General features: G+C 46.5%; 20 protein-coding genes. 10 read left to right on the top strand and 10 right to left on the bottom strand.

Going from position 1 to position 25,859, the window contains the following annotated elements; all coding sequences use genetic code 11:
• Positions 1-23 precede the first annotated feature (23 nt).
• The 5 genes from OO778_RS15930 to glnA all read right to left on the bottom strand — a co-directional run bounded on the left by OO778_RS15930 (position 24) and on the right by glnA (position 7,501).
• Positions 24-2,570 (bottom strand): EAL domain-containing protein, encoded by a 2,547-nt coding sequence (locus tag OO778_RS15930; RefSeq protein WP_264910361.1) that lies wholly within the window; start codon positions 2,568-2,570, stop codon positions 24-26.
• Positions 2,571-2,672: 102 nt separating this feature from the next.
• Positions 2,673-4,076, bottom strand: a complete 1,404-nt coding sequence (gene glnG / locus OO778_RS15925; protein ID WP_074191886.1) for a nitrogen regulation protein NR(I) — start codon at positions 4,074-4,076, stop codon at positions 2,673-2,675.
• Between the two features lie 57 nt (positions 4,077-4,133).
• A complete protein-coding gene (gene glnL, locus OO778_RS15920) occupies positions 4,134-5,144 on the bottom strand; it encodes a nitrogen regulation protein NR(II) (RefSeq protein ID WP_234702571.1) in 1,011 nt (336 codons plus the stop codon).
• 169 nt (positions 5,145-5,313) lie between these two features.
• Positions 5,314-5,895, bottom strand: coding sequence for a DUF4124 domain-containing protein (locus OO778_RS15915; RefSeq protein WP_074191887.1), 582 nt, complete (start codon positions 5,893-5,895; stop codon positions 5,314-5,316).
• Between the two features lie 196 nt (positions 5,896-6,091).
• Complete coding sequence (gene glnA / locus OO778_RS15910; RefSeq protein WP_005395023.1) at positions 6,092-7,501, bottom strand: glutamate--ammonia ligase; 1,410 nt, start codon at positions 7,499-7,501, stop codon at positions 6,092-6,094.
• Between the two features lie 530 nt (positions 7,502-8,031).
• Between glnA and typA the strand changes: the two genes are divergently transcribed.
• On the top strand, positions 8,032-9,861 hold the full coding sequence (typA, locus tag OO778_RS15905; protein ID WP_046874152.1) for a translational GTPase TypA: 1,830 nt from the start codon (positions 8,032-8,034) through the stop codon (positions 9,859-9,861).
• Between the two features lie 80 nt (positions 9,862-9,941).
• Positions 9,942-10,484: an AAA family ATPase gene (locus OO778_RS15900; protein WP_012841224.1), complete on the top strand. Its 543-nt coding sequence runs from the start codon at positions 9,942-9,944 to the stop codon at positions 10,482-10,484.
• Positions 10,485-10,515: 31 nt separating this feature from the next.
• Here OO778_RS15900 and OO778_RS15895 read toward each other — a convergent pair whose 3' ends face one another.
• Positions 10,516-11,157, bottom strand: a complete 642-nt coding sequence (locus OO778_RS15895; protein WP_031780441.1) for a DUF2959 domain-containing protein — start codon at positions 11,155-11,157, stop codon at positions 10,516-10,518.
• A gap of 301 nt (positions 11,158-11,458) precedes the next feature.
• On the opposite strand from OO778_RS15895, the gene OO778_RS15890 reads away from it, so the two are divergent.
• From OO778_RS15890 to OO778_RS15880, 3 genes are all read left to right on the top strand, one after another.
• Positions 11,459-12,403, top strand: a complete 945-nt coding sequence (locus OO778_RS15890) for a virulence factor BrkB family protein (RefSeq protein WP_139060257.1) — start codon at positions 11,459-11,461, stop codon at positions 12,401-12,403.
• Positions 12,375-12,809 (top strand): D-aminoacyl-tRNA deacylase, encoded by a 435-nt coding sequence (dtd, locus tag OO778_RS15885; protein WP_012841223.1) that lies wholly within the window; start codon positions 12,375-12,377, stop codon positions 12,807-12,809. Before OO778_RS15890 ends, dtd begins: the two co-directional genes overlap by 29 nt.
• A 106-nt stretch (positions 12,810-12,915) precedes the next feature.
• The gene (locus tag OO778_RS15880) at positions 12,916-13,833 is read left to right on the top strand and encodes a bifunctional GNAT family N-acetyltransferase/hotdog fold thioesterase (RefSeq protein WP_005395003.1); all 918 of its coding nucleotides are present in this window, start codon (positions 12,916-12,918) and stop codon (positions 13,831-13,833) included.
• A 13-nt stretch (positions 13,834-13,846) separates the two neighbouring features.
• Here OO778_RS15880 and OO778_RS15875 read toward each other — a convergent pair whose 3' ends face one another.
• The 4 genes from OO778_RS15875 to hslR all read right to left on the bottom strand — a co-directional run bounded on the left by OO778_RS15875 (position 13,847) and on the right by hslR (position 19,392).
• Entirely contained in the window at positions 13,847-15,940 is a 2,094-nt protein-coding gene (locus OO778_RS15875) for an AsmA family protein (RefSeq protein WP_074191888.1), read from the bottom strand.
• A gap of 192 nt (positions 15,941-16,132) precedes the next feature.
• Positions 16,133-17,761: a phosphoenolpyruvate carboxykinase (ATP) gene (gene pckA, locus OO778_RS15870; RefSeq protein ID WP_264910355.1), complete on the bottom strand. Its 1,629-nt coding sequence runs from the start codon at positions 17,759-17,761 to the stop codon at positions 16,133-16,135.
• Between the two features lie 337 nt (positions 17,762-18,098).
• A complete protein-coding gene (hslO, locus tag OO778_RS15865; protein WP_264910353.1) occupies positions 18,099-18,974 on the bottom strand; it encodes an Hsp33 family molecular chaperone HslO in 876 nt (291 codons plus the stop codon).
• Between the two features lie 31 nt (positions 18,975-19,005).
• Complete coding sequence (gene hslR, locus OO778_RS15860) at positions 19,006-19,392, bottom strand: ribosome-associated heat shock protein Hsp15 (protein WP_031780440.1); 387 nt, start codon at positions 19,390-19,392, stop codon at positions 19,006-19,008.
• Between the two features lie 253 nt (positions 19,393-19,645).
• On the opposite strand from hslR, the gene gspC reads away from it, so the two are divergent.
• The 5 genes from gspC to gspG are packed head-to-tail and all read left to right on the top strand — an operon-like array spanning position 19,646 to position 25,846.
• The gene (gene gspC, locus OO778_RS15855) at positions 19,646-20,569 is read left to right on the top strand and encodes a type II secretion system protein GspC (protein WP_048624610.1); all 924 of its coding nucleotides are present in this window, start codon (positions 19,646-19,648) and stop codon (positions 20,567-20,569) included.
• Between the two features lie 36 nt (positions 20,570-20,605).
• On the top strand, positions 20,606-22,624 hold the full coding sequence (gspD, locus tag OO778_RS15850; RefSeq protein WP_005394995.1) for a type II secretion system secretin GspD: 2,019 nt from the start codon (positions 20,606-20,608) through the stop codon (positions 22,622-22,624).
• A complete protein-coding gene (gene gspE, locus OO778_RS15845) occupies positions 22,624-24,126 on the top strand; it encodes a type II secretion system ATPase GspE (protein ID WP_005394994.1) in 1,503 nt (500 codons plus the stop codon). The genes gspD and gspE overlap by 1 nt, the downstream gene beginning before the upstream one ends.
• Positions 24,126-25,343 carry a type II secretion system inner membrane protein GspF gene (gene gspF, locus OO778_RS15840; RefSeq protein WP_005394987.1) on the top strand — a complete coding sequence of 406 codons (1,218 nt, stop codon included), beginning with the start codon at positions 24,126-24,128 and terminating at the stop codon, positions 25,341-25,343. The genes gspE and gspF overlap by 1 nt, the downstream gene beginning before the upstream one ends.
• A 59-nt stretch (positions 25,344-25,402) precedes the next feature.
• Positions 25,403-25,846: a type II secretion system major pseudopilin GspG gene (gene gspG / locus OO778_RS15835; protein ID WP_005394985.1), complete on the top strand. Its 444-nt coding sequence runs from the start codon at positions 25,403-25,405 to the stop codon at positions 25,844-25,846.
• Positions 25,847-25,859 lie beyond the last annotated feature (13 nt).

Here is a 25,859-nt window from a genome sequence, read left to right as displayed (position 1 = left end):
AAATCAACGATTCTCGCTCTTTTCTACTTCATGTTAACCAAATGTGTTGGCCACTCTTCTAGTGGCATTGGACGGCTGTAATAGAAGCCTTGCACTTGGTTGCAGCCTAAAGAGCGCAGTAATTGTGCTTGATTGCTATCCTCTACGCCTTCTGCGACGACATTGGTTTTGAGGCCCGCGGTGATATTGATGACCGCAGCAACGACCGAACTGTCTAAGTTTTCTTGCGTGAGTTGATTGATGAAGGTGCGATCAATCTTCAAACAAGTAAATGGCAGTGAGTGAAGATAACCCAGTGATGAGTAACCGGTACCGAAATCATCGATCGCGACCCCAATCCCCATATCACGCAGTTTGGTCATATTTTCCAGTGTGGTTGGTGCGCTATCAATAATGCGCGACTCGGTGATCTCCAGTGTTAGGTTACTGGCGGGTAATTTTGTGATATCCAATACGTTGGTCACTGTATCGACAAAATCAGGGCAGGACAGTTGATTAACGGAGATGTTCACATGCAGTTGGAAGTCTGATGGCCACTGATTACTTTGAATGGCTTGGTATGTATCGCGGCAAGCTTGTAACAGAATTTGTTGGCCAATGGCTTTGATCATGCCGCTTTCTTCTGCGATTGGAATAAAATCTAATGGTGACACCATTCCTGAGTCACTGTGCCAGCGCGCCAGCGCTTCTGCGCCACACACATTACCACTAGCGAGATCCACAATAGGTTGATAATGAGGGACAAACTCTTGGTTTTCGATGCCAGTTTGAATCTTAGTCAGCATTTGGGTGCGGAACTTTGAAGCGCTTGCCAGTTCAGGGCTGTAATGACAGACACCGGTCAGTGAGTCTTGCTTGGCGTAGCTTAATGCGATGCTGGCGTTGCGAAGCCACAGCGGCATGGTTTCATTTGGTTGGGTTTGCACAATGCCAAGTGAAATCTTCATCACTACATTCTCACCTTCCACCATAAATGGGGTGGAAAAGAGTTGCTGTAATCGACGCTCGGTTTGTTTAACTTTGGCTTCAGTATCGGCGTTTGAGAGAAACACTGCGAACTCATCACCACCAATCCGAGCCAGTAACGCGTTATCACTAAACTCTTGTTTTAGCCTTTCTGCGATGCTGACCAACAGTTGATCACCGTTATGATGACCCACACTGTCGTTGATATCTCTAAATTTGTTGATACCAAGTAAAAACAAACTGCCGTGGCACAGGTGAGATTGGTTCTCACAGATTTCGACCAAGCCTTGACGACTGTATAAGCGTGTCAGAGAGTCATAAACCAACTGCTCACGCAACGCTTTAAATGAGGCTCTGAGGTTACTCGTCATCTCATTAAAGGCATGCACAAGTACCGTTGTCTCATACACATAACCAGGTTTTGGCATACTGCTGTCCCAATCGCCATTCGCAAGGTGTTGGGCGGCGTCAGCCGTCGCGTTAATCGGCCTGGTGACTCGGTTGAAAATGATCCAACTGATGGCGATACCAAATAAGCTGACGATAAACCCGACTAGCCAACTCTTTTGTTGGCTTTTCGGCAATGTACCCAGCAACTCGGATTCAGATATAGAGGTGCCAATAAACCATGTTAAACCGTTTTGATCTCGGTATGGGGTTAGTCGGCTGAAAATACGTTGGCCGTCATGCTCAAATGAAAAGGTGTAAGGTTGCTTAGTATTGTTGAGATCAAACGACCGAACGCGGCTCGCACTGATTTTGATGATCGGATCTGCGTTTTCAGCCGCAAACAAACGCTGCCCTTTATCAGAAAACTTTGTACCCCATGAGATGACGCTTCCCGGGCCTGAGTGAGCGATTAAACGATGCTCTGGGTCCATGATGTAGACCGAAGCTTTGGTGTTGTATTTTAACTCACGTAGAAATTCGTTAAATGTGTTGATGCGAATGTCTGTCACCAAGACGCCAGCAAATTGGTTGTGTTTATACACCGGTGTCATGGCTGACAGCGTAATATCCTGGCGTTCATCGGCATTCGTATAAATCTCAGACCACATTGAGGTTTGAGTCTCTGCGACGGGCGTATACCATGGGCGAGTGCGAGGATCGTATGGAGAGATAACCGTTCGAATGCTATTACTCACATGGTTGGTGCCATAAATAATCAGATCACCATCGGTATATCGATCTTGAACCATTAAGGTGTAATCGTCGGAAAGCTCGCGGCGGAACCCGGCAAAGTCACCGCTTTCTGAACCAAATGCGATGACATCCAACTGCGGTATCGATTGGTAAAGGTTTTTGAATGCACTCAGCAGGTAGCTTTGAATATCTGAGGTGTCGTGAGGGTGATAAAGGTTGTGATAGCTGACGTTATGTGCGAGAGCCATAACTGCAGTAAACGGCTTGCGCAGATAGCTATTAAGGTGGTCGTGGACACTTTCGGTTAACACGGAAAGTTGTTTGTCGCTGATATCTGTGACCACTTCTTCGTAGCTTTGTTTTTGGACGTAGACAATGACACCGATCGCCAGTAAGAAGATCATGACAAATGGAATGAGAACAGCGGTACGCAGTGTAATTTGAGTCGTAGCAGTAGACATTGCCTAATCACATAGATGGTGGTGCGCCACAATTGTACTGATATTTTTGTTAATATCGAGTGACAAACGACTCTCGTTGTTAACGCACCACGTAAGTGATTGTCAGTACAATTCTTTTAATTTTCTGGTAAGCGTGTTTCGCCCCCAGCCTAATACTTTAGCGGCATCTTGCTTGTGACCTTTAGTGTGCTCCAAAGCGGCCTCTAATAAAATGCGCTCAAATTCTGGTAAAGCATAAGAAAGCAGTTCTTTATCTCCTGCCGCGAGTGATTGACGTGCCCAATCCGCCAATTGTTCTTGCCAGCTGCCATGCTCAGAGTCCGAAATGGATTTTTTCTCTTCGAGCAGTTCGCTTGGTAAGTCGTTTGGCAATACCTCGCTACCACTGGCCATGACGGTTAACCAACGGCAAATATTCTCTAATTGACGCACGTTGCCCGGCCAATCAAGGCGGTTAAGAATTTCAACGGTCGACGGATGCAGAGTTTTGGTTTCGACCCCCAGCTCATCAGCCGCTCGGATAAGAAAATGCTGCGTAAGTTTTTCGATGTCCTGCTTACGTTCACGCAATGCCGGAATCTGCACTCGAATCACGTTCAAGCGATGGAATAAGTCTTCACGGAAATCGCCTTCATACACCAGCTTTTCTAAATTCTGGTGTGTTGCCGCGACAATCCTTACGTCGACGCTGATTGGGGAGTGACCGCCCACTCGATAAAACTGTCCGTCGGCCAGAACACGCAGCAAACGGGTTTGAATATCTAACGGCATGTCACCGATTTCGTCTAAAAATAGGGTGCCGCCATTGGCTTGTTCGAATCGACCCTGACGAACATTGTTCGCCCCGGTAAATGCCCCTTTTTCATGACCAAACAACTCTGACTCAATCAGATCTTTGGGAATCGCCGCCATATTGAGTGCAATAAAAGGTTTGTTGGCGCGAGGACTATGGCGGTGCAACGCATGAGCAACGAGCTCTTTACCCGTGCCCGATTCACCGTTAATCAATACTGAAATTGAGGAGCGAGAAAGACGACCAATGGCGCGAAATACTTCTTGCATGGCTGGCGCTTCACCGATGATTTCTGGCGTTTCCGCAGGAATGTCTTCTGGAGAGAGTTGCTCACGTTTATTTTCGTGACTGTGCGCAATCGCTCGTTCAACCAGAGTTAAGGTTTCATCGATATCAAAAGGTTTTGGTAAGTATTCAAAGGCGCCTTTTTGGTACGCATTCACTGCCGCATCCAAATCTGAGTGGGCGGTCATGATAATCACGGGAAGGTCTGGGTAATCGCGCTGTACTTGTTTTAGCAGCTCTAATCCATCAATGCCCGGCATGCGAATGTCTGATACCAGCACATCTGGTACTTCGCGTTCGAGCGCCATCAAAACGCTTTCCCCATCGGCATAGGTTTCGCATTTTATGTTGGCAGAGGAGAGCGTTTTCTCCATCACCCAGCGAATGGAACTGTCGTCATCAACGACCCAAACATATCCTTTACTCATGTAGTAATCCTTGCAGCAAACCGAAAAACTGATGCGACTTGAAGTCCATTAGCGCAATCAGATCGGCAAATAAATAGTAAATGTTGTGTGACCAGGCCAGCTTTCTACGTCTATTTTTCCATTGTGCTGGTCGATCAAATTTTGTGAAATAGACAGCCCTAAGCCAGTTCCTCCCTCGCGGCCACTGACCATGGGATAGAACAGCGTGTCTTGTAATTCCGGTGGAATGCCTGGGCCGTTGTCTGTGATTTCGACACGCGCAGCGAGTTTACAGCGTTTGCCGTGAATATTAGCTTGATGCACCGTTCTGGTGCGAATGGTGATTTTACCGTGTTCTTGATGGCTAAGAATTTGCGCTGCATTACTGACGATATTAAGCATCGCCTGTTCGATTTGGTCCGCATCCATCAAAATTTCTGGCAAGCTCGGGTCGTAATCGCGTTCAATCACGATTGAACGTTGCGATTCTAATTCAACCAACTGGCGAACCTTTTCCAGAATTTGATGCAAGTTTTCTTGTGTCTTCTTACCTGGCTTTTGTGGTCCGAGTAATCGATCAACGAGCGCTCTTAAACGGTCGGCTTGCTCAATAATGATGTGCGTATACTCGGTGAGAGAAGGCTCTGGCAGCATTTTTTCTAGCAATTGCGCTGCACCACGTAATCCACCTAGCGGGTTTTTGATCTCATGTGCAAGCCCTCGGACTAACAGTTTCGCCGCTTGTTGTTGGGCGTGCTGGTTCAGTTCTTGAGAGAGTCGGCGCTGCTGATCAATTTTGCGCATCTCAACCAGAAGCATCAACTGCTTTTGCCAAGTGATTGGGCTAACTGTCACCTCTAGCATTAAGGGGCGGCCATCAACAACGAAAGTGACGTCACTGTCGGTGATGCTTTGGCCACTTTGCAATGGTTGAGTGAGCAGCGCGAGATCCAGCGACGCATGTTGAATCAATTGAGAAAGCGATTGTTCAACAATACGTTTCGCGCTTTGAGAAAACAGCAACTCGGCAGCCGGATTGGCATAACGGATAGCCAATCCATCATCAAGAATCAGCGTTGCTGTCACCATGTTGTTGAGAATGGCACTAGGAAGACTGGTATCCACATTACGTCCTTGTTTTGCTTTAAGATTGTGCGTTGCACAATAATGGTGCAATTGAACGTTAAGTATGGCGAATAAATCTCAGAAGAAAAAGTGAAAAGCACCGCAGTGATGCTATTTTTTTTCACCAGATATTCTATTTTGCCCCTTTTACGGTCGGCTTAACACTTGCTCTATGTAAATGCACCGTTATAGGGCTAGTAGATGCAATAAGCTTGCCGCTTCTTTTCGCGTGCACGGCCAGTGTGTGGGTACCTCGGTCAATATTGTTTAACTGCCACGTCATATGGCTTTGTGGCGCACCATAAGGTTTTCCGTCGAGCAGCAGTTGCAACTGTTCACCGATACCAAGCTTGCGATTGGTTTCCAGTTGAATATTGATGATGCCTCGGTTGCTGCGGATGGTTTCGTTATGTTGAGGAGTCAGCATCGAGAGCTTTAATGGGAGAGGTTTATCGGTTTTCTTTTCCGGCTTGTCTTGTGGCTCTTTCGATAGCTTGGTCTGAGGGGCGAGTGATTCCGTGCTTTCTACCTTAGGAGCGGGTGCGCTGGCTTCAAGGTTTGGCAGCGCGATGGCTTTTGCACCTTGGTTTGGCGTATCACTAAAATGAACCACGCCATTTTTATCTACCCATGTATAAGCAACCTGCGCTGATGCGATGGAGGCGATTAACAATCCGCTGAGAGCACATAGCGATGGAATAAGCTGAACTTTCATTGCTCACCTTCTTTTGATCGATGATTTCACGTTTCAATGGCTTAGCTCTTTGACCTACAAGGTAAAAAGTCCAAGCGTATTTTTATTATCCCCTCATGTTAAACGTCGAATCTTGACTGACGAATACAAAAAAGGCCCGCCTGCGAGGCGAGCCTAATATTTTGTTGCTGTGTTTACATTTTACACAGTGTCGACCTTATACAGAGTAGTAAAGTTCGAACTCAACTGGGTGAGTTGTCATGTTCACGCGCTCTACGTCCTGAGATTTCAGCTCGATGTAAGAGTCGATGAAGTCGTCAGAGAATACACCACCCGCTGTTAGGAATTCACGGTCAGCATCTAGCTCTGCTAGTGCGTCTTTCAGTGAGTATGCAACCGTTGGGATTTCTGCTGCTTCTTCTGCTGGTAGATCGTAAAGGTCTTTATCCATTGCTTCGCCTGGGTGGATCTTGTTCTTAATACCGTCAAGACCAGCCATTAGCATTGATGCAAAGCATAGGTATGGGTTAGCCGCTGGGTCACCAAAGCGAACTTCGATACGACGTGCTTTCGGGCTTGGTACCACAGGGATACGGATTGAAGCAGAGCGGTTACGTGCAGAGTAAGCAAGCATAACTGGCGCTTCGAAGCCTGGTACAAGACGTTTGTACGAGTTTGTTGATGGGTTAGCAAATGCGTTGATTGCACGAGCGTGTTTGATGATACCGCCAATGTAGTAAAGCGCCATTTCAGATAGACCGCCGTACTTGTCACCAGCAAATAGGTTTACACCATCTTTCGCTAGAGATTGGTGAACGTGCATACCGCTACCGTTGTCACCAACAAGTGGTTTAGGCATGAACGTCGCTGTTTTACCAAACGCGTGAGCAACGTTGTGTACAACGTACTTGTAGATTTGGATTTCGTCAGCTTTGGTTGTTAGCGTGTTGAAACGAGTTGCGATTTCGTTTTGACCCGCTGTTGCCACTTCGTGGTGGTGTGCTTCAACAACAAGACCCATCTCTTCCATTACTAGACACATAGCAGAACGGATATCTTGAGATGAATCCACTGGAGCTACAGGGAAGTAACCACCTTTAACGCCTGGACGGTGACCTTTGTTACCTTCTTCGTAATCAGAACCTGTGTTCCATGCTGCTTCTACGTCATCGATCTTGAAGAAAGAGCCTGACATGTCAGTCGCGAATTTCACGTCGTCAAATAGGAAGAATTCTGGCTCAGGACCGATAAGTACAGTATCTGCAACGCCAGTAGAGCGCATGAAGTCTTCAGCGCGTTTTGCGATAGAACGTGGGTCACGGTCGTAGCCTTGCATTGTTGCTGGCTCTAAGATGTCACAACGGATGTTTAGTGTTGCGTCTTCCGTGAATGGGTCAAGCACAGCAGAAGATGCGTCAGGCATCATTACCATGTCTGATTCGTTGATACCTTTCCAGCCAGCAACTGATGAACCATCGAACATTTTACCTTCTTCGAAGAAGTCTGCGTCGATTTGGTGAGCAGGGATCGAAATGTGCTGCTCTTTACCTTTTGTATCAGTGAAGCGTAGGTCAACAAACTTAACTTCGTTTTCTTGGATCAGCGATAGAACGTTTTCTACTGACATCTTGGATAACCTCCAGTGTTAATAAGCGGTAAAAGCTCGATTTATGAATTATTCATGAAACCTGGCATTGATTAATCAATTTGACTTTTCATTAATCGATGCTGTTTTAACTAAAGCCAAAACCGTGCCAAAAAAAATATTCCATTAATTTCAAGCAATTGTGTTTTTTGGCGCTAGCTTGGTGCAGATGATTGCACCAAAATGATCTTTGCTTGCACCGTTGTGGTGCGTGAAATCATTATTGCACCATAATGTGACAGGCGCATTGCTTATTCAGCCCAGTTTTTGAGCAAGAGTCAATTTGAATTATGCATCGATTGGAATAAAGTTGCGTTTAATCAATTCGTTCTGGGGAAGAAAATGGGCATTAAGCGTAAAAATCGCAGAAATGCTCGGGAGTAGATCACATATTTCTAGGCTTTTTGCTAAAATCTGGTACATTATGGCCGTTTTTTTAATCAGCAAATGTCGCCAGAGAGCACCCGTTCTCAGCGTGGGGGCATTTCATCTATCTAAGTGAATCAATATCCATGGCTACTCCACAGATTGATAAATTAAGAAATATCGCGATCATCGCGCACGTTGACCACGGTAAAACCACGTTGGTTGACAAGCTGCTACAACAATCAGGCACGCTTGAGTCTCGCGGTGAAGCTGAAGAGCGAGTCATGGACTCGAACGACATCGAGAAAGAGCGCGGTATTACCATTCTTGCTAAAAACACAGCAATCGACTGGAACGATTACCGTATCAACATCGTAGATACTCCGGGACACGCGGACTTCGGTGGCGAAGTTGAACGTATCATGTCGATGGTAGACTCTGTACTACTTATCGTTGACGCGGTTGATGGTCCAATGCCTCAAACGCGTTTCGTAACACAAAAAGCGTTTGCTCATGGTCTAAAACCAATCGTTGTTATCAACAAGATTGACCGCCCTGGCGCACGTCCTGATTGGGTTATGGACCAAGTGTTCGACCTATTCGACAACCTAGGTGCTTCTGACGAACAGTTAGACTTTAAAGTGGTTTACGCTTCTGCTCTTAACGGTTGGGCTTCTCTAGAAGAAGGCGAAACTGGCGAGAACATGGAACCGCTATTCGAAACTATCGTTGGCGAAGTAGCTGCACCAGAAGTTGACCTAGATGGTCCACTACAGATGCAAATCTCTCAGTTGGATTACAGCTCTTACGTTGGCGTTATCGGCGTTGGCCGTGTAACTCGTGGTAGCGTTAAGCCAAACCAGCAAGTAACGGTTGTTGGTGCAGACGGCAAAACTCGCAACGGTAAAGTGGGCACAGTAATGGGCTACCTAGGCCTAGAGCGTCACGAAGTTGAGCAAGCTAACGCGGGTGATATCATTGCAATCACTGGTCTTGGCGAGCTTAAAATCTCTGACACTATCTGTGCACAAAACGCAGTAGAAGCACTACCAGCACTGTCTGTTGATGAACCAACAGTAACCATGACGTTCCAAGTAAACACGTCTCCATTCGCTGGTAAAGAAGGTAAGTTCGTCACTTCACGTAACATCCTTGAGCGTCTAGAGAAGGAACTGGTACACAACGTTGCACTGCGCGTTGAGCAAACAGACGATCCAGACAAATTCCGCGTATCAGGCCGTGGTGAGCTTCACCTGTCTATCCTGATCGAAAACATGCGTCGTGAAGGCTTCGAGCTTGCCGTATCTCGTCCAGAAGTAATCATCAAAGAAGAAGATGGTCAGCTAATGGAACCGTTTGAAACGGTAACTATCGACGTAATGGAAGAGCACCAAGGCGGTATCATGGAGAATATCGGCCTACGTAAAGGTGAGCTGAAAGATATGGCTCCAGACGGTAAAGGCCGTGTACGTATGGACTTCATCATGCCATCTCGTGGTCTGATCGGCTTCCAAACGGAATTCATGACACTGACTTCTGGTTCTGGTCTTCTATACCATACGTTTGACCACTACGGCCCACACAAAGGCGGTAACATCGGTCAGCGTATCAACGGTGTTCTGATTGCTAACGCTGCGGGTAAAGCGCTAACTAACGCACTGTTCAACCTTCAAGAACGTGGTCGTCTATTTATCGGTCACGGTGTGGAAGTTTACGAAGGCATGGTTATCGGTATTCACAGCCGCGACAACGACCTAACAGTAAACGCACTGAAAGGTAAGCAGCTAACCAACGTTCGTGCATCTGGTACAGATGACGCACAGGTTCTAACTCCGCCAATCATCATGACGCTAGAGCAAGCGCTTGAGTTCATCGATGACGACGAGCTAGTAGAAGTAACACCTGAAAGCATCCGTATCCGTAAGAAATTCCTAACGGAAAGCGATCGTAAACGTGCTTCTCGTGGCGCGAAATAACTTTCGTTAAGCGATTCAATTAAGAAGAAGCCCTGAGTTATGCTCAGGGTTTTTTGTATCTAGAGAATGAAAATATCAGCATGAAGCCAATCGTGATTACTGGTGGCCCTGGAGCGGGGAAAACCACCCTACTGAATGCATTAGAGCGGCAAGGGTATGCGACGTTTGCAGAGAGCTCTCGTACGCTGATTGAACAGCAAAGCCAGTTAGACGACGGTATCTTGCCGTGGACGAACCTGCCTGAGTTTGCTCAATTGTGTCTCGACTTGATGAGCAAGCAAAAGAGTGATGCGCGTTGTCATGACGTTGCGTTTGTTGATCGCGCCATCCCTGACATCATTGCATACCTACAAGTGGGCGGTTGTAAGGTTGACCAAGCTTTCTTAACCGAAAGTGCTGGGTACCATAGTCAGGTGTTTACTTGTCGACCTGAAGCATCCATTTACGTGCAAGATGAAGTGCGTCCACACAGCTTTGAAGAAGCATTGGAGATTCATCAATCCTTAGTGGATATCTATGCTGAGTTGGGTTACGAAGTGGTAGAAGTGCCATGGGGCAGTGTGCTAGAACGAGTAGGCTTTGTTCGAAGAGTCATCGGTTTAGTTGGTGAGGTCACAGACTAAAACCTCCTCGCTAGGAGGAGGTTTGAATCATTTACTTTTGATTGAGCTTTTGTAGGAATTTATCAGACTCTGCAATCGCTTCGTTCATCTGTTTGATGGCAAACTGAATGTCTTTCTCTAGACTAGAAAATTCACCTTGTAGAGAGCCAATCGCACTCGCGTTAAGGTTGTGTTTCAAGTACAACGTGTTGTCGCGCAGTGTATTTAGTACAGGCGTCATCTTTTTCTCTGCACGCTTCATTGCGCTAAGCATGGTTTTGTACGAAGCTTTGGTTTCACGTAGCTTTTGTTCGCTTGAACGGCGCAATTTCGCGCTCGAGTACAGCTCTAGTTCGTCTTGCCATTCATCAAACAGTGCGCCGGAAACGTCTTCAATCGCAGCAATGCGGTCACGAACGTCTTGCGCCGCTTTTTCGCTGTCTTCGTACTTGTCATTGATTTTGTTGTAGACACTTTCTAGCTCACCACCATCAAAATTAGTGATCGCAGATAAGGCTTCGAGCGCACTGGTGAATTCTTCTTGTGCATCTTGTTGAGATTCTTTCGCATCTTCAACGCGGTCGACCATAATATCTCGTTTATGGTACCCAACTTGCTCCATCGCTGAGTAATAAGCAGATTGACACCCTGTTAAAGTGAAAATTGATAGTACAATTGCTAATAAATAAGGCATTCTTATGTCCTCGACAATAGGGTCTGTCGACCTTTTGTGGTTGTTTTTTGTTCGATATAAAAGCGTTTTAATCGCGGCGAGAGGGTTGTAGCATAGTCATTCTAAGCAAAACGCCTCTCAACAAAGAGTAAAACGCTTCTAGACGAACCCTTCGGGCAGCGCTTGTGGTTTCTTTCTACTGCGTTATCGGCTTCTCTGGTAGGTTAACTACAATTCAAAGCCTCTGCCTTGTATAAAGAACCCACAAACTGCTGCAAAAATCAGCTCAAAAGGTCAACAGACCCTTATTATGGGATGAACTATGAACCAGTTATCAGAGAGTTACAAGGCAAGATTAATCAATATACTGCCAAGTTGCGTCGCGTTTTTTAAGTATCTTCTTAAGCGATTAACGCATGATCGCGTCAATGTGAACGCGGGCTATCTTGCCTACATTACCTTGTTATCCATCGTGCCAATGCTGACGGTATTGTTATCAATATTGTCGAAATTTCCCGTTTTTGCGAACGTCGGTGAGGTGTTGCAAGGCTACATTATTGAGAATTTTGTTCCGGCATCTGGGGAAGCTGTACATACGGCATTGCAGGAATTTGTGGCGAATACGGGCAAAATGAGCGCGGTTGGCGGTGGGTTTTTATTCATTGCTGCAGTCATGCTGATTTCGAACATTGATAAGAACTTAAACTACATTTGGCGAGTTAAAGACAAGCGCCGTTTAGTCTTTTCATTCTCTATGTATTGGATGGTACTCACGTTAGGGCCGATCATGGTCGGTGCGAGTATCGCGGCGACATCGTACGTGACCTCACTGCAAATTTTAGAGAACGAGACATTATCTGGTGCGTTCAATCTGTTTTTACGTTGGTTACCGCTGTTGTTGTCTTTTTTCGCTTTCCTTGGCTTGTATATTCTGGTGCCGAATAAAAAAGTGCACCTGGCTCATGGTGCGATGGGGGCAGCTGTCGCCGCGATACTGTTCGAATTAAGTAAAAAGGGCTTTGCACTCTACATCACGCAGTTTCCGTCTTATCAGCTCATTTACGGCGCGTTAGCCGCGATTCCTATCTTGTTTGTTTGGGTGTATTTATGCTGGATGATCGTGTTATTGGGTGCGGAAGTCACAGCAGCGCTTGGTGAGCGAGAGCACTGGAGTGAAGATTTAGACATGATACACTCGACCGCTGAATCTCAGTTAACAGATGAAGGAAGCGAGAGTAGTGATAGCGCTAATTCAACGAGTCAGTGAAGCTGCCGTCCGTGTGGATGGTGAAGTCGTAGGGGAAATTGATCGTGGTCTGCTGGTCTTATTAGGAGTAGAGAAAGACGACGATGAGGCCAAAGCAAAACGCTTGATGGAGCGTGTTACGACCTACCGCGTGTTCGAAGATGATGAAGGTAAGATGAACCTGAACGTCAAACAGGTAGAAGGCAAAGTGCTGGTGGTTTCTCAATTTACGTTACCTGCGGATACAAAAAAAGGCACTCGTGCTGGCTTTTCTCGCGGTGCGCATCCTGCTGATGCTGAGCGCTTGTATGATTACTTTTCTGATTTGTGTGAACAAGTTTTACCCACACAGCGTGGCCGCTTCGCTGCCGATATGAAAGTGTCCTTAGTGAATGACGGTCCGGTGACGTTTTGGTTGCAGGTCTAGTCTGGTAACACCGGTGCCACAGTCTAAGCTTTAACTCCAAGCTCATGGAATTGGCTTGGAGTGATTTTTCCGACATTTATTAGTGTTTTGCTTTCAAAGGATTGATATGTTCAAACTCATTACTCCCAAAACCGATAATCAGATAAACAAGTATTATCAGTTTCGCTGGCAACTGCTTCGTGAGCCATGGCGTATGCCAATTGGCTCTGAACGCGATGAATACGATGAAATGAGCCATCACCGTATGATTGTTGATGGCCGAGGTCGTCCTATGGCGATCGGTCGTTTATACATTACGCCGGATAATGATGGCCAAATCCGCTATATGGCGGTTAAAAATAATCGCCGCAGTAAGGGGATGGGTTCGCTGGTTTTGGTTGCGCTAGAGTCGTTAGCACGCCAAGAAGGGGCGAAGCGCTTGGTGTGTAATGCCCGTGAAGATGCCATCGCCTTTTACGAGAAAAATGGCTTTGAGCGTCGTGGTGAACTGACCGACGAGCGCGGTCCTGTGCGTCACCAACAAATGGTGAAACCATTGGATCCGATGGCGAATGTGTTACGTCGCCCAGAATGGTGCACTGAACTTCAGCAGCGCTGGGAACAACAGATCCCAATTAGCGACAAAATGGGGATCAAAATTAACCAGTACACGGGTTATCAGTTTGAATGCTGTGCGCAACTTAATCCGAACCTTAATCCGCATAACACCATGTTTGCGGGTTCGGCTTTTACTTTAGCCACCTTGACGGGGTGGGGTATGACGTGGCTGCTGCTTAAAGAGCGCGGTCTGCATGGTGATATTGTGTTGGCCGACAGTTCGATTCGTTATCGTCAACCAGTCGAGCAAAACCCTGTGGCGAGCACTTCGTTGGATGGGATCAGTGGTGACCTAGATCGACTGGAGTCAGGGCGCAAAGCACGCATCGTCATTCACGTGGTGATTTATAGTGGCGACACGCCAGCCGTAGATTTTGTTGGTACCTATATGCTGATACCGAACTATTCGCAATTACTCAGTTGTTAATTGAGAGGGCGCCTTACTGATCTGTAGGGCGCTTATTCTTTTCGCTTTCTTGCTCTGTCGGTGGGAGGATGTGTTCCTCTGTGGTGGGATCAGTGACAGATGCTTCGTCTTCTTCGACAATTTCTTCGGAAAGCTCTTCCTCTTGAATCTCCACATTGATGTTATCGATCGCAGTTGGCTGCTCAATGGATGATTCATGTGTTTGTGGAGTACTTTCAACATCAGCCGGTTCTTTTGGAGCTGGTGCTTTTAAACACTCATTATGATGGATTTCGGCACTGAGTAGATCGCCTTCAACGCTCCCGCACGACTCTTTCCATTGATAAATAATGCCACTTAGCGGGTTGTTGGCCATATCAAACTCGCCCCAAACCCTACCACTCATAGCTTTCCCTGAAATGGTGACTGGTTCTATGGCGACTTCCCCTCGTTGTGCGGTTAAACGCAGCGGACTTAAGGTAATGGCTTTGAGAGAATGATTCGCTTGGGACTTTAAACGGGTATCTCGTAGGTTGGCTTCCACTTCACCCGATAAGCTGTAGGCCAGCATGTTGCGATCACCTGATAACCCTTGTAGATCGAGGCTGAGATCGGAAAGACCATCAATAGCCAGTGTGTCGGGTAAATAATCGTGGAAGAGTGATAAGGGAATACCATCGGCATTGAGGTTGAGTGCCCAAGGCTGACTCGGAGTACTTAGGTCTATCTGTCCGACGCCTTCAACGTAGCCTTGCTCGAGTGGTGCAAAAAGGCGTGTCAGTTGCCAAAAGCCATTCTCACTTTGCATGGCAAGTGCAGCATGAGACGTGAGCACTTGGTTATAACTGGCGTTGACAACGCTGACTTCCAGATCGCCATGCCAAAGGCCCCAACGTTGACCTAACTGCTTAAGATCAAGCTGCTGCCCTTCGATGTTTAAACCGGAGAACTGCCAATAAGGTTTGTGAGATAGCTGAATGATTTGGCTGCGCTCGATGTCGAGTCGTTGGACTGTGACATGATCTAACTTACTGATGGCGGCGTGCCACCAGTTTTGGTTATCTTCAGGTTGTATTGCCCACTTGAGGCCTTGAATGGAGGCTTCTTCGAGTTGCCATTGCGTTGGAGTGAACACCCCAGAAACCTGCACACGACCTTGCTGCCAATCTAAGCTGAGCTCGTTGAGCTGGATTTTTCCAGGCTCTATAACAGCACTTAAACGCGGCTCTATTGCGGTTTGCTGTTGGAATTGGACGCTATCCGCCTGCAATGAAACTTGAGCCGTTGTCTCCCAGGGAGACAGTGGCAGTGTGGCGTTTTCTACGGAGAGCTCTAAGTTTTGCCAGTGCCAATCGCCCCATTTAATATCGGCGTTCAGTAAGTCTAAGCTATTAATGTGATTAATCTGGAATGGCATTGCTTGCCAAGGCTTAGCAAGCAGTGATTGGAGCTGGATATGATTGAGTTGCAACTTATTGATGGTCACATTCACTAAAGACCAGCCTTGTGGATACTGCTCGCCTTGCCCTGAAATTTGACTGTTACGCCAGTTAAATGAAGTGCCATAGAGCGTACTGTCTTGCGGTTTGTAGTCCATGTCGACCAAGACCTGATTAAAGGCTTCGCCATTCCAATAGATCTGGTCGGCTGCAAGTTGAACCTCGCCATATGGTATTAACTGGCCATTCCACTGTGGTGATTGAATTTGAAGGTCAATGCCATTACCAGAAAACTGCTCGTCGGCGTAATCAATATTTTTGAGCGCGATTTGATGGAACAAAACGTTATCTAAAGGCTTGAGCTTTGGCGCGCCATACTGCAAATTAAGTCCATCAATCAATAAGCTATCAACGATCCATTTACCATCGCGATAAACATCGGGATTCATCCATAAATCGACTTGCTCGATATAAGAAGCGTCGTCTACGTTTGTGTTCACACCCTGTAAAGTTAGGTGGTAGGGAAAATCGTAACGCACGCTTTCTGCTTGAAAGGGCAAGGAAATGCTGTTTGATAGCAGACGCCAAGTTGCATCGGCGTAAGATGTTGTTAACAGCGCAATCATAGTGGCCGGAATGGCAACTAAGATAACCAGTAACAGAATTAGAACTCGACGCGCTGTTTTCATCCTTGCTAGAACCTACGTTTGCAATTAAATAAAACTAGATAGGCTTTAGCTTGTATCAATATTCTGCGGTATTCAATAAAAAGCCCCTCAAAAGAGGGGCTTGAAGCGGTTTTTTGTAACTTGGTCTACGTAAAAGTGATAAGTGGCTGCCCACTTATCACTGTGGTTTACGCGACGTCGTTGTTACTCGACTTAATCAATCTGAGGGCCAGCGGCAACCAGAGATTTACCTTCCGCATTGTCCGTGTATTTATCAAAGTTATTGATAAAGCGTTCAGCCAAGTCTTTCGCTTTGCTTTCCCACTGAAGTGGATCAACGTACGTGTCACGAGGGTCTAGAATGCTTGGATCCACACCTGGTAGTGAAGTCGGTACTTCAAGATTGAAGATAGGAATGTGCTTAGTTGGTGCATCTTCAATCGAACCATCAAGAATTGCATCAATAATTCCGCGCGTATCTTGAATCGAGATACGTTTGCCAGTGCCGTTCCAACCTGTGTTCACTAGGTAAGCCTCAGCGCCTGCTGCTTCCATACGTTTAACCAGTACTTCTGCGTATTTAGTTGGGTGAAGCGTTAGAAACGCTGCGCCAAAACATGCAGAGAAGGTTGGTGTAGGCTCAGTAATACCACGCTCTGTTCCTGCCAGTTTTGCAGTAAAGCCAGATAGGAAGTGGTACTTAGTTTGCTCAGGTGTCAGTTTAGACACTGGAGGTAGCACACCAAATGCGTCCGCCGATAGGAAGATCACTTTATTCGCGTGACCGCCTTTTGATACTGGCTTAACGATGTTGTCGATATGGTAGATAGGGTAAGAAACACGTGTGTTTTCTGTTTTCGAACCATCATCAAAGTCGATAGAACCATCGCTACGTACCGTTACGTTTTCTAGCAGTGCATCACGGCGAATTGCGTTGTAGATGTCTGGCTCCGCTTCTTTCGATAGCTTGATGGTTTTCGCGTAACAACCACCTTCGAAGTTGAAGACGCCGTCATCATCCCAACCGTGCTCATCATCACCAATTAGCGCACGTTTAGGGTCAGTTGATAGTGTGGTTTTACCGGTACCAGAGAGACCAAAGAATACCGCTACGTCGCCGTCTTTACCCATGTTAGCGCTACAGTGCATTGATGCGATGTCTTTTAATGGAAGGAAGTAGTTCATCATTGCGAACATGCCTTTCTTCATCTCACCGCCGTACCAAGTACCACCGATAAGTTGCATGCGCTCGGTTAGGTTAAATACGGTGAAGTTTTCTGAGTTCAGACCTTGCTCTTCCCATTTTGGGTTAGTGCATTTTGCGCCATTCATTACCACGAAGTCTGGTTCAAATGCTGCCAATTCTTCTTCCGTTGGGCGGATAAACATGTTTTTAACGAAGTGCGCTTGCCATGCGACTTCCGTGATAACACGAATGCTCAAACGCGTATCTGGGTTTGCACCACAGTAACCGTCAACAACAAACAAACGTTTGTTAGAAAGCTGGTTTGTGACCAGTTCTTTCAGCTCGTCCCACACTTCTGGAGTGATTGGTTTGTTGTCATTTTTTACTTGATCAGACGTCCACCACATATGCTCTTCTGTCGTAGCGTCTTTGACGATGTATTTATCTTTTGGTGAGCGACCAGTAAAGATGCCAGTGTCAACGGCAACCGCACCTAGTTCAGTAACCACGCCACGCTCATAACCAGTTAGGTCTTCACGCGTTTCTTCCTCAAACAACATTTCGTAGCTAGGGTTGCGAATAACCTCTTTAACGTTATGCAGTCCGTGCTTGGTTAGATCAAGTGTTGCAGCCTTAGTATGTTCCATAACGGTCATAGGTGCTCCTTATAAGGATTTTTGTAGGGATTTTGTAAGAATGTTTTAATTTTAATCTGCTCACCATGCTAGCAACGGGGCGGGGAGAAAACAGGGAGATAGCTCAAAATTTATCCATGATTTCAATAAGGTTTTAGGTAACCCGTCACATATTGGTGGGAATAGTTTATCGTGCACGCAATCCTTTGCGCTAGGGCAAAATCATTATTAATTGTTTAAAATTAAGCAGTTGTTTTATTACGCTTGAAGCGAGGTATTACGAGGGATTGATCACAAAAATGCCAGCATTAAGCTGGCATTTTGTAGGGTAAATTACGTGCTTGATAAGCTATGTAAATTAATGCAGGGTTTTCTTGTCCGCAGAAGCTTGTGCATACAGCTCGGTGACTTCTGTTTCGTCGAACGTATAGGTCGTGCCACAGTAATCACAATGTAAAGAAACGGATCCTACTTCAGCCAAAATGTCATAAATTTCAGCTTTCTCAACGGTGATGATAGCGGCACCACTACGATCACGAGAACAGCCACAATGGAATTCGACAGGTTGCGGTTCGTAAAGGCGCACTTTGTCTTGGTTATATAGGCGGTAGAGTAGTTCGTTAGCTTCTAGACCAAATAGCTCTTCTTCTTTTACCGTGTCAGTCAGTTGCTCTAGATGCTCGAAATCATCTGGTGAACCAGTGCCATCAGGGATTACTTGAATCAACATACCTGCTGCGTGGGCTTTACCTTCATGCTCGCCCGTGCGGATCCATAGGCGCGTTTTTAGCTGCTCTGAGTTTGCGAAGTAGCCTTCTAGTACGTCGGCTAGAGTATCACCTTCTAATCCAACAACACCTTGGTAACGCTCACCGTTTTTCGGTTCGATAGTGATAACGAGGTAACCTTTACCCATGAGATCGTGGAGGCTTGCATCATCGACAATATCGCCTTCCCAGCGAGCCACGCCACGAACGCGTTGCTTGTGGTCACCGTTGATAACGGCAAGAGATACAGGGCCGTCGCCTTGTAGCTGAATGGTGATTGAGCCTTCGAACTTAAGAGTGGCAGTTAAAAGAGTGGTTGAAACGAGTAGCTCACCCAGCAGTTTCTCTATTGCTGCCGGATATTCCTTGCTGGAGATAACACGTTGGTACGCTTCATCCAATTGTACCAACTCGCCACGTACTGAAAGATCTTCGAATAGGTAGCGGTTTAAAACATTATTTGCCATGGAGTGCTTTCCTCGTTGGTAATTCCGGCTTTTATTGGTGTTTGAACTTAATGATGTCTCTGCGCTGCTTTTTATCTGGGCGGCGTTCTGGACTTGGGTTGTGGGCATTAAGCTTACGTTGAGTCGCGTGTTCCTCACGTTTCGCTATACTTTCATTAGTTTCGCGATACAAGGTCTGTGCGATGGGAGCGCCTCGGCGTTGATCAGAAATTTTTTCGATGATCACCGTTTTTTCTTCGTTGCCTTGACGAAGTCTTACTTCGGCGCCCACTTCAACGATTTTACTCGGTTTGCTTCGTTGGCCATTATAGTGGACTTTACCACCATCGACCATGTTACGAGCGATAGAGCGGGTTTTATAAAATCTTGCGGCCCATAGCCATTTATCTAGCCTAACGGCTTCATTTAGGGAACTCATAGAACACTACGCTATCTAATCACTGCCCGAATATGGCAATGAGTGATGGATTATTCACCTACAGATGGAGTCAAGGCGTATTTTTTTCAAGGGAGTTGGCAAAAACTGCATAAGAAAAAGGTATGAAAGACAACTTGTGATATAGTTCACTGCTCTTTGTTGAGTAATAATTTTATTGCAAATTTAGCAATTTAAAGTCGATAGCTATTGTTATAGCTTAAATGACGAACGTTAGAATAAAGGAATCCATTCAGTGAAACGTTTAGAGCTAAGTGCAGGATTATCAAGCAGACCGCTACTGGCTCAGATCAAGTCCAATAATTATACAATTCAAGCCAAACTTAGCTTGTTGCTCACCTGTCTGTTTATTGCGATAACCGGATGGATACTTGGCAAAATTGTATGGTTAGCCATACCTCAATCGTCGGAAGTGCCGCAATGGCGTCCATCGACGAGCAGCGTTGTTGCGAGCAATAAAGGCGACGCGATAGATTTTAATGCCCTTCAGAATGCCAACCTATTCGGTAAATTCACTGAACAAAAGCCTGCAGTTGTAGAACAACCTGTTGTTAAAGACGCTCCTAAGACGCGCCTTAACCTTACACTGGTTGGCGCGGTTGCAAGCAGTGATGCGAATACCAGCCTTGCTGTCATTGCCAACCGTGGCAAGCAAGCAACGTATGGTTTAGGTGAAGAAATTGAAGGTACGCGTGCGACACTAAAAGCCGTATTAGTGGATCGCGTCATCATTGATAACCAAGGTCGAGACGAGACCTTAATGATGCAGGGTATAGAATATAAGAAGCTATCTGAATCGCCGCAGATAGCCAGAGCCCAATCTCAACGAGCAGAATCAACGTCTGACGTTGGAGAAAAATTAGAGCAAATCCGAGAGGAAATTGCGAAAGATCCACAAAGCGTTTTCAAATACATCACCATTTCACCCGTCAAAAGAGACGGAGGCATTGTTGGTTACCGAGTGTCACCGGGTCGTGATGCCGCGCTGTTTAATGATGTGGGTCTAGAACCTGGTGATATTGCGGTGCAGCTTAATGGGATCGATTTAAGTGACCCATCTTCTTCAGTACAACTGATGCAAGTGATGAGCGATCCGCAAGAATTAAATTTAACTGTTGAGCGCGACGGCCAACAGTACGATATCTATATCCAATTGTAAGACTTAGGCAACCGGCGTAAGTTCAGGGAGACATACGTGAAACATTGGTTCAGCAAAAGTGCTTGGCTACTAGCAGGAAGTTTACTCTGCGTCCCAGGTGCAATAGCAAACGAATTTAGTGCCAGCTTTAAAGGCACTGATATTCAAGAATTCATCAACATAGTGGGTCGTAATCTCGAAAAGACCATCATTGTTGACCCTTCAGTGCGCGGTAAAATCGATGTCCGCAGCTATGACGTGCTTAACGAAGAGCAATACTACAGCTTTTTCCTTAACGTACTCGAAGTATACGGCTACGCCGTCGTAGAAATGGACAACGGTGTACTTAAGGTTATCAAAGCGAAAGACTCAAAAACGTCAGCAATCCCTGTATTAGGTGATGGCAGCGCGCAAGGCGACAGCGTTATCACTCGAGTTGTTGCGGTGCGTAATGTGTCGGTTCGTGAGTTGTCTCCTCTACTTCGTCAACTGATTGATAATGCTGGTGCTGGTAACGTAGTTCACTACGATCCTGCGAACATCATCTTGATCACAGGTCGTGCGGCGGTCGTGAATCGCTTAGCGGAAATCATTAAGCGTGTTGACCAAGCGGGTGATAAAGAAATTGAGCTGGTGGAACTGCGCAATGCTTCTGCTGCCGAAATGGTGCGTATTGTTGAAGCACTGAATAAAAGCACCAATCAGAAGAGCACGCCTGAGTTCCTTGAGCCTAAAATTGTTGCCGATGAACGCACCAACGCGATTTTGATTTCTGGCGATCCTAAAGTACGTGCGCGTCTGAAGCGATTGATTCGTCAACTTGACGTTGAAATGGCGACCAAAGGTAACAACCGCGTGGTTTATCTGAAGAACGCGAAAGCTGAAGATTTGGTGGATGTACTAAAAGGTGTTTCCGATAACCTACAAGCTGAAAAGCAAGTCGGCCAGAAAGCGTCAGGTGCCCAGCGTGGTGAAGTGGTGATTGCTGCGCACGCAGCGACCAACGCCTTAGTATTAACGGCTCCACCAGATATCATGAATGCGCTACAAGATGTTATTGCTCAGCTTGATATTCGTCGTGCTCAAGTCTTGATTGAGGCGCTGATCGTTGAAATGTCAGAAGGTGACGGCATTAACTTAGGTGTTCAGTGGGGCTCACTGGAAACCGGTGCGGTGATTCAGTACGGTAACTCTGGTGCACCGATTGGTCAGGTAATGGTTGGTCTAGAAGAAGCAAAAGATCAAACTCGAACTGAATACTACACAAATGCGAATGGTGAACGAACGCCATATGATGTTACTGAATCTGGTGATTATTCTACTCTTGCATCGGCACTGAGCGGTGTTAACGGTGCTGCGATGAGCATCGTGATGGGTGACTGGACTGCCTTAGTCAGTGCGGTAGCGACCGACTCCAACTCAAACATTCTATCTTCTCCAAGTATCACGGTAATGGATAATGGTGAAGCATCATTTATTGTTGGTGAAGAAGTGCCTGTTATCACAGGCTCTACGGCTGGCTCAAACAACGACAATCCATTCCAAACGGTTGATCGTAAAGAAGTGGGCATCAAGCTTAAGGTTGTGCCACAAATTAACGAAGGTGACTCTGTTCAGTTAAATATCGAGCAAGAAGTGTCCAATGTATTAGGTGCAAACGGTGCGGTTGACGTTCGCTTTGCTAAGCGTCAGTTAAATACCTCAGTCATGATCCAAGATGGTCAGATGCTGGTTCTTGGTGGTTTGGTTGATGAACGTGCACTCGAAAGTGAGTCAAAAGTACCGCTACTGGGTGACATCCCAGTGCTTGGTCATTTGTTCAAATCAACCAGCACGCAAACAGAAAAGCGTAACTTGATGGTGTTCATCAAGCCGACGATTATTCGTGATGGTATGACTGCAGACGGCATTACACAGCGCAAATACAACTTTATTCGCGCAGAACAGCTCTACAAAGCGGATCAAGGATTGAAGTTGATGGCTGACGAGAAGATCCCAGTCATGCCAGCCTTTGGCCAGGAGCGTCAGCACCCAACTGAGATACAAGCGTTTATTGATCAAATGGAAAATAACTAATGGTTGATATGTTAGACACAGCGCCAAGTATGCGTCGTCTGCCATTCAGTTTTGCCAATCGCTTTAAACTGGTGCTGGAGACAGAGCATCCTGAGCGTCCGCCCATTCTTTACTATGTCGAGCCGCTCAACCCAGCGGCTCTGGTTGAAGTCCGTCGTGTGCTGAAGAAAAGCTTCGTACCGCAGCCTATCGATAAAGAAGCCTTTGATAAAAAGCTGACCGAAGCATATCAACGTGACTCGTCTGAAGCGCGTCAATTGATGGAAGACATCGGTGCCGATAGCGACGACTTTTTCTCATTGGCTGAAGAGCTACCGCATGATGAAGACTTGCTAGAGTCAGAAGACGATGCACCAATCATTAAGTTGATCAATGCGATGTTGGGTGAAGCGATCAAAGAAGGGGCGTCAGATATTCACATCGAAACTTTCGAGAAAACCCTTTCGATTCGTTTCCGTGTCGATGGCGTATTGCGTGAAGTGCTCACTCCAAGTCGTAAGCTTGCACCACTGTTAGTGTCGCGAGTGAAGGTCATGGCGAAGCTGGATATTGCAGAAAAGCGTGTACCTCAAGATGGTCGTATCTCGCTGCGTATTGGTGGTCGTGCGGTTGATGTGCGTGTTTCTACAATGCCGTCGTCACATGGTGAGCGAGTAGTTATGCGTCTGTTGGATAAAAACGCGACGCGTCTCGATTTGCATAGCTTAGGTATGACGCCTTCCGTGCACGACAATTTCCGTCATCTTATTCAGCGTCCTCACGGTATTATCTTGGTCACCGGCCCGACGGGTTCTGGTAAGTCGACGACTTTGTACGCTGGCTTGCAAGAGATCAACAGTAACGAACGCAATATCTTAACGGTTGAAGACCCGATCGAATTTGATATTGATGGCATCGGTCAGACTCAGGTGAACCCGAAGGTCGACATGACTTTTGCGCGTGGCTTGCGTGCTATTCTGCGTCAGGACCCTGACGTGGTGATGGTCGGTGAGATCCGTGACTTAGAAACCGCACAAATTGCAGTGCAAGCGTCCTTAACGGGTCACTTAGTAATGTCGACCCTTCACACCAACACCGCTGTTGGTGCGATCACGCGTCTACGCGATATGGGCATTGAGCCATTCCTTATTTCTTCATCGTTATTAGGTGTGTTAGCACAGCGCTTGGTTCGTACGCTTTGCCCGAGTTGCAAAGAACCGTATGAAGCCGATGCTGAACAGAAGAAACTGTTTGGTATGGAAGCACATGAACCACTAGAGCTACACCGTGCTAAGGGCTGCGAAGCGTGTAACCAAAAAGGCTACCGAGGTCGAACAGGTATCCACGAGCTCATTATGGTCGATGAGCAAGTGCAAGAATTGATTCACCGAGAGTCTGGTGAGCAAGAAATTGAGAGAGCCGTTCGCGCCCATACGCCAAGTATTCGCAGTGATGGTCTAAGCAAAGTACGTCGTGGTATTACGTCACTTGAAGAAGTGATGCGAGTGACGAAGGAAACCTAATGGCGGCATTTGAGTACAAAGCGCTAGATGCAAAAGGCAAGCATAAAAAAGGCACGATAGAAGGGGACAACGCCCGACAAGTGCGCCAGCGACTCAAAGAGCAAGGGATGATCCCGATTGAAGTGGTTGAGACGAAAGCTAAATCGGCTAAGTCTTCAGGCTCAGTCAGCTTTAAGCGCGGCATCTCAACATCTGAGCTGGCACTAATCACACGTCAATTGTCCACGTTAGTCCAATCAGGTATGCCTCTGGAAGAATGTTTGCGCGCGGTCTCTGAGCAGGCTGAAAAGCCGAGAATTCGTTCTATGCTGGCTGCGGTTCGCTCGAAAGTAACCGAGGGTTATCCGCTCGCCGACAGCTTTGCTGATTACCCACACGTGTTTGATGAGCTCTATCGCTCCATGGTTGCGGCGGGTGAAAAGTCAGGCCATCTTGATACGGTATTAGAGCGTTTGGCGGACTACGTCGAAAACCGTCAGAAGATGCGTTCCAAACTGCTTCAAGCCATGATCTACCCGGTGGTTTTAGTGGTGTTTGCGGTTGTTATTGTTTCTTTCTTATTAGCGACAGTGGTACCCAAAATCATTGAGCCAATCATTCAGATGGGACAAGAGTTACCTCAGTCAACACAGTTCTTACTGGCAGCCAGTGAGTTTGTGCAAGATTGGGGGCTTATCATCTTCGTCGTGCTGGTGGTGTTTTTCTATGGGCTCAAACTGGCGTTGCAAAAACCAGACTTTCGCTTAGCTTGGGATAGAAAAATCTTGAGCCTACCGCTATTAGGCAAAATCTCTCGAGGTTTGAATACCGCACGATTCGCACGAACACTTTCGATTTGTACTTCCAGTGCGATCCCAATTCTAGAAGGCATGCGCGTTGCGGTGGATGTTATGTCTAATCGCTATGTGAAGCAGCAAGTATTGCTAGCGGCGGATAACGTTCGAGAAGGTGCCAGCCTGCGTAAGGCGTTGGATCAAACTCGTCTGTTTCCACCAATGATGCTACACATGATCGCCAGTGGTGAGCAAAGTGGTGAATTGGAGAGCATGTTGACGCGTGCTGCCGATAACCAAGATCAAAACTTTGAATCTACAGTCAATATTGCGTTAGGCGTATTCACTCCGGCATTAATTGCCTTAATGGCTGGATTAGTGTTGTTCATTGTGATGGCGACCTTGATGCCAATGCTAGAAATGAATAACTTGATGAGCGGATAAATTCGAATTAAGACGTGTCTACTTACGGCATGGCTTGAATCTAACTTTCGGAGAAAAAAATGAAATTTAAACGTAGTAAACAACACGGTTTCACACTTTTAGAAGTGATGGTTGTTGTCGTTATCCTTGGTATTTTGGCAAGTTTCGTTGTTCCAAACCTATTGGGTAACAAAGAGAAGGCTGACCAACAAAAAGCGATTACGGACATCGTAGCGCTGGAAAATGCCCTAGATATGTACAAGTTGGATAACAGCGTTTACCCAACGACAGACCAAGGCCTGGAAGCATTAGTGAGCAAGCCTTCTAACCCAGAGCCTCGCAACTACCGTGATGGCGGTTACATCAAACGTCTTCCTAATGACCCTTGGGGTAACCAGTACCAGTACCTAAGCCCAGGTGATAACGGTACGATTGACATCTTCACTCTAGGCGCAGATGGCCAAGAGGGTGGAGAAGGTCCAGCTGCAGATATTGGCAACTGGAACATGCAAGATTTCCAATAAATAGAGCTTAAGC

It is taken from the genome of Vibrio sp. STUT-A16, from assembly GCF_026000495.1.
Lineage (GTDB): Bacteria > Pseudomonadota > Gammaproteobacteria > Enterobacterales > Vibrionaceae > Vibrio > Vibrio diabolicus.
Note: the sequence above shows the minus strand (reverse complement) of the source record. Positions and strands in the feature narration are given on the sequence as shown.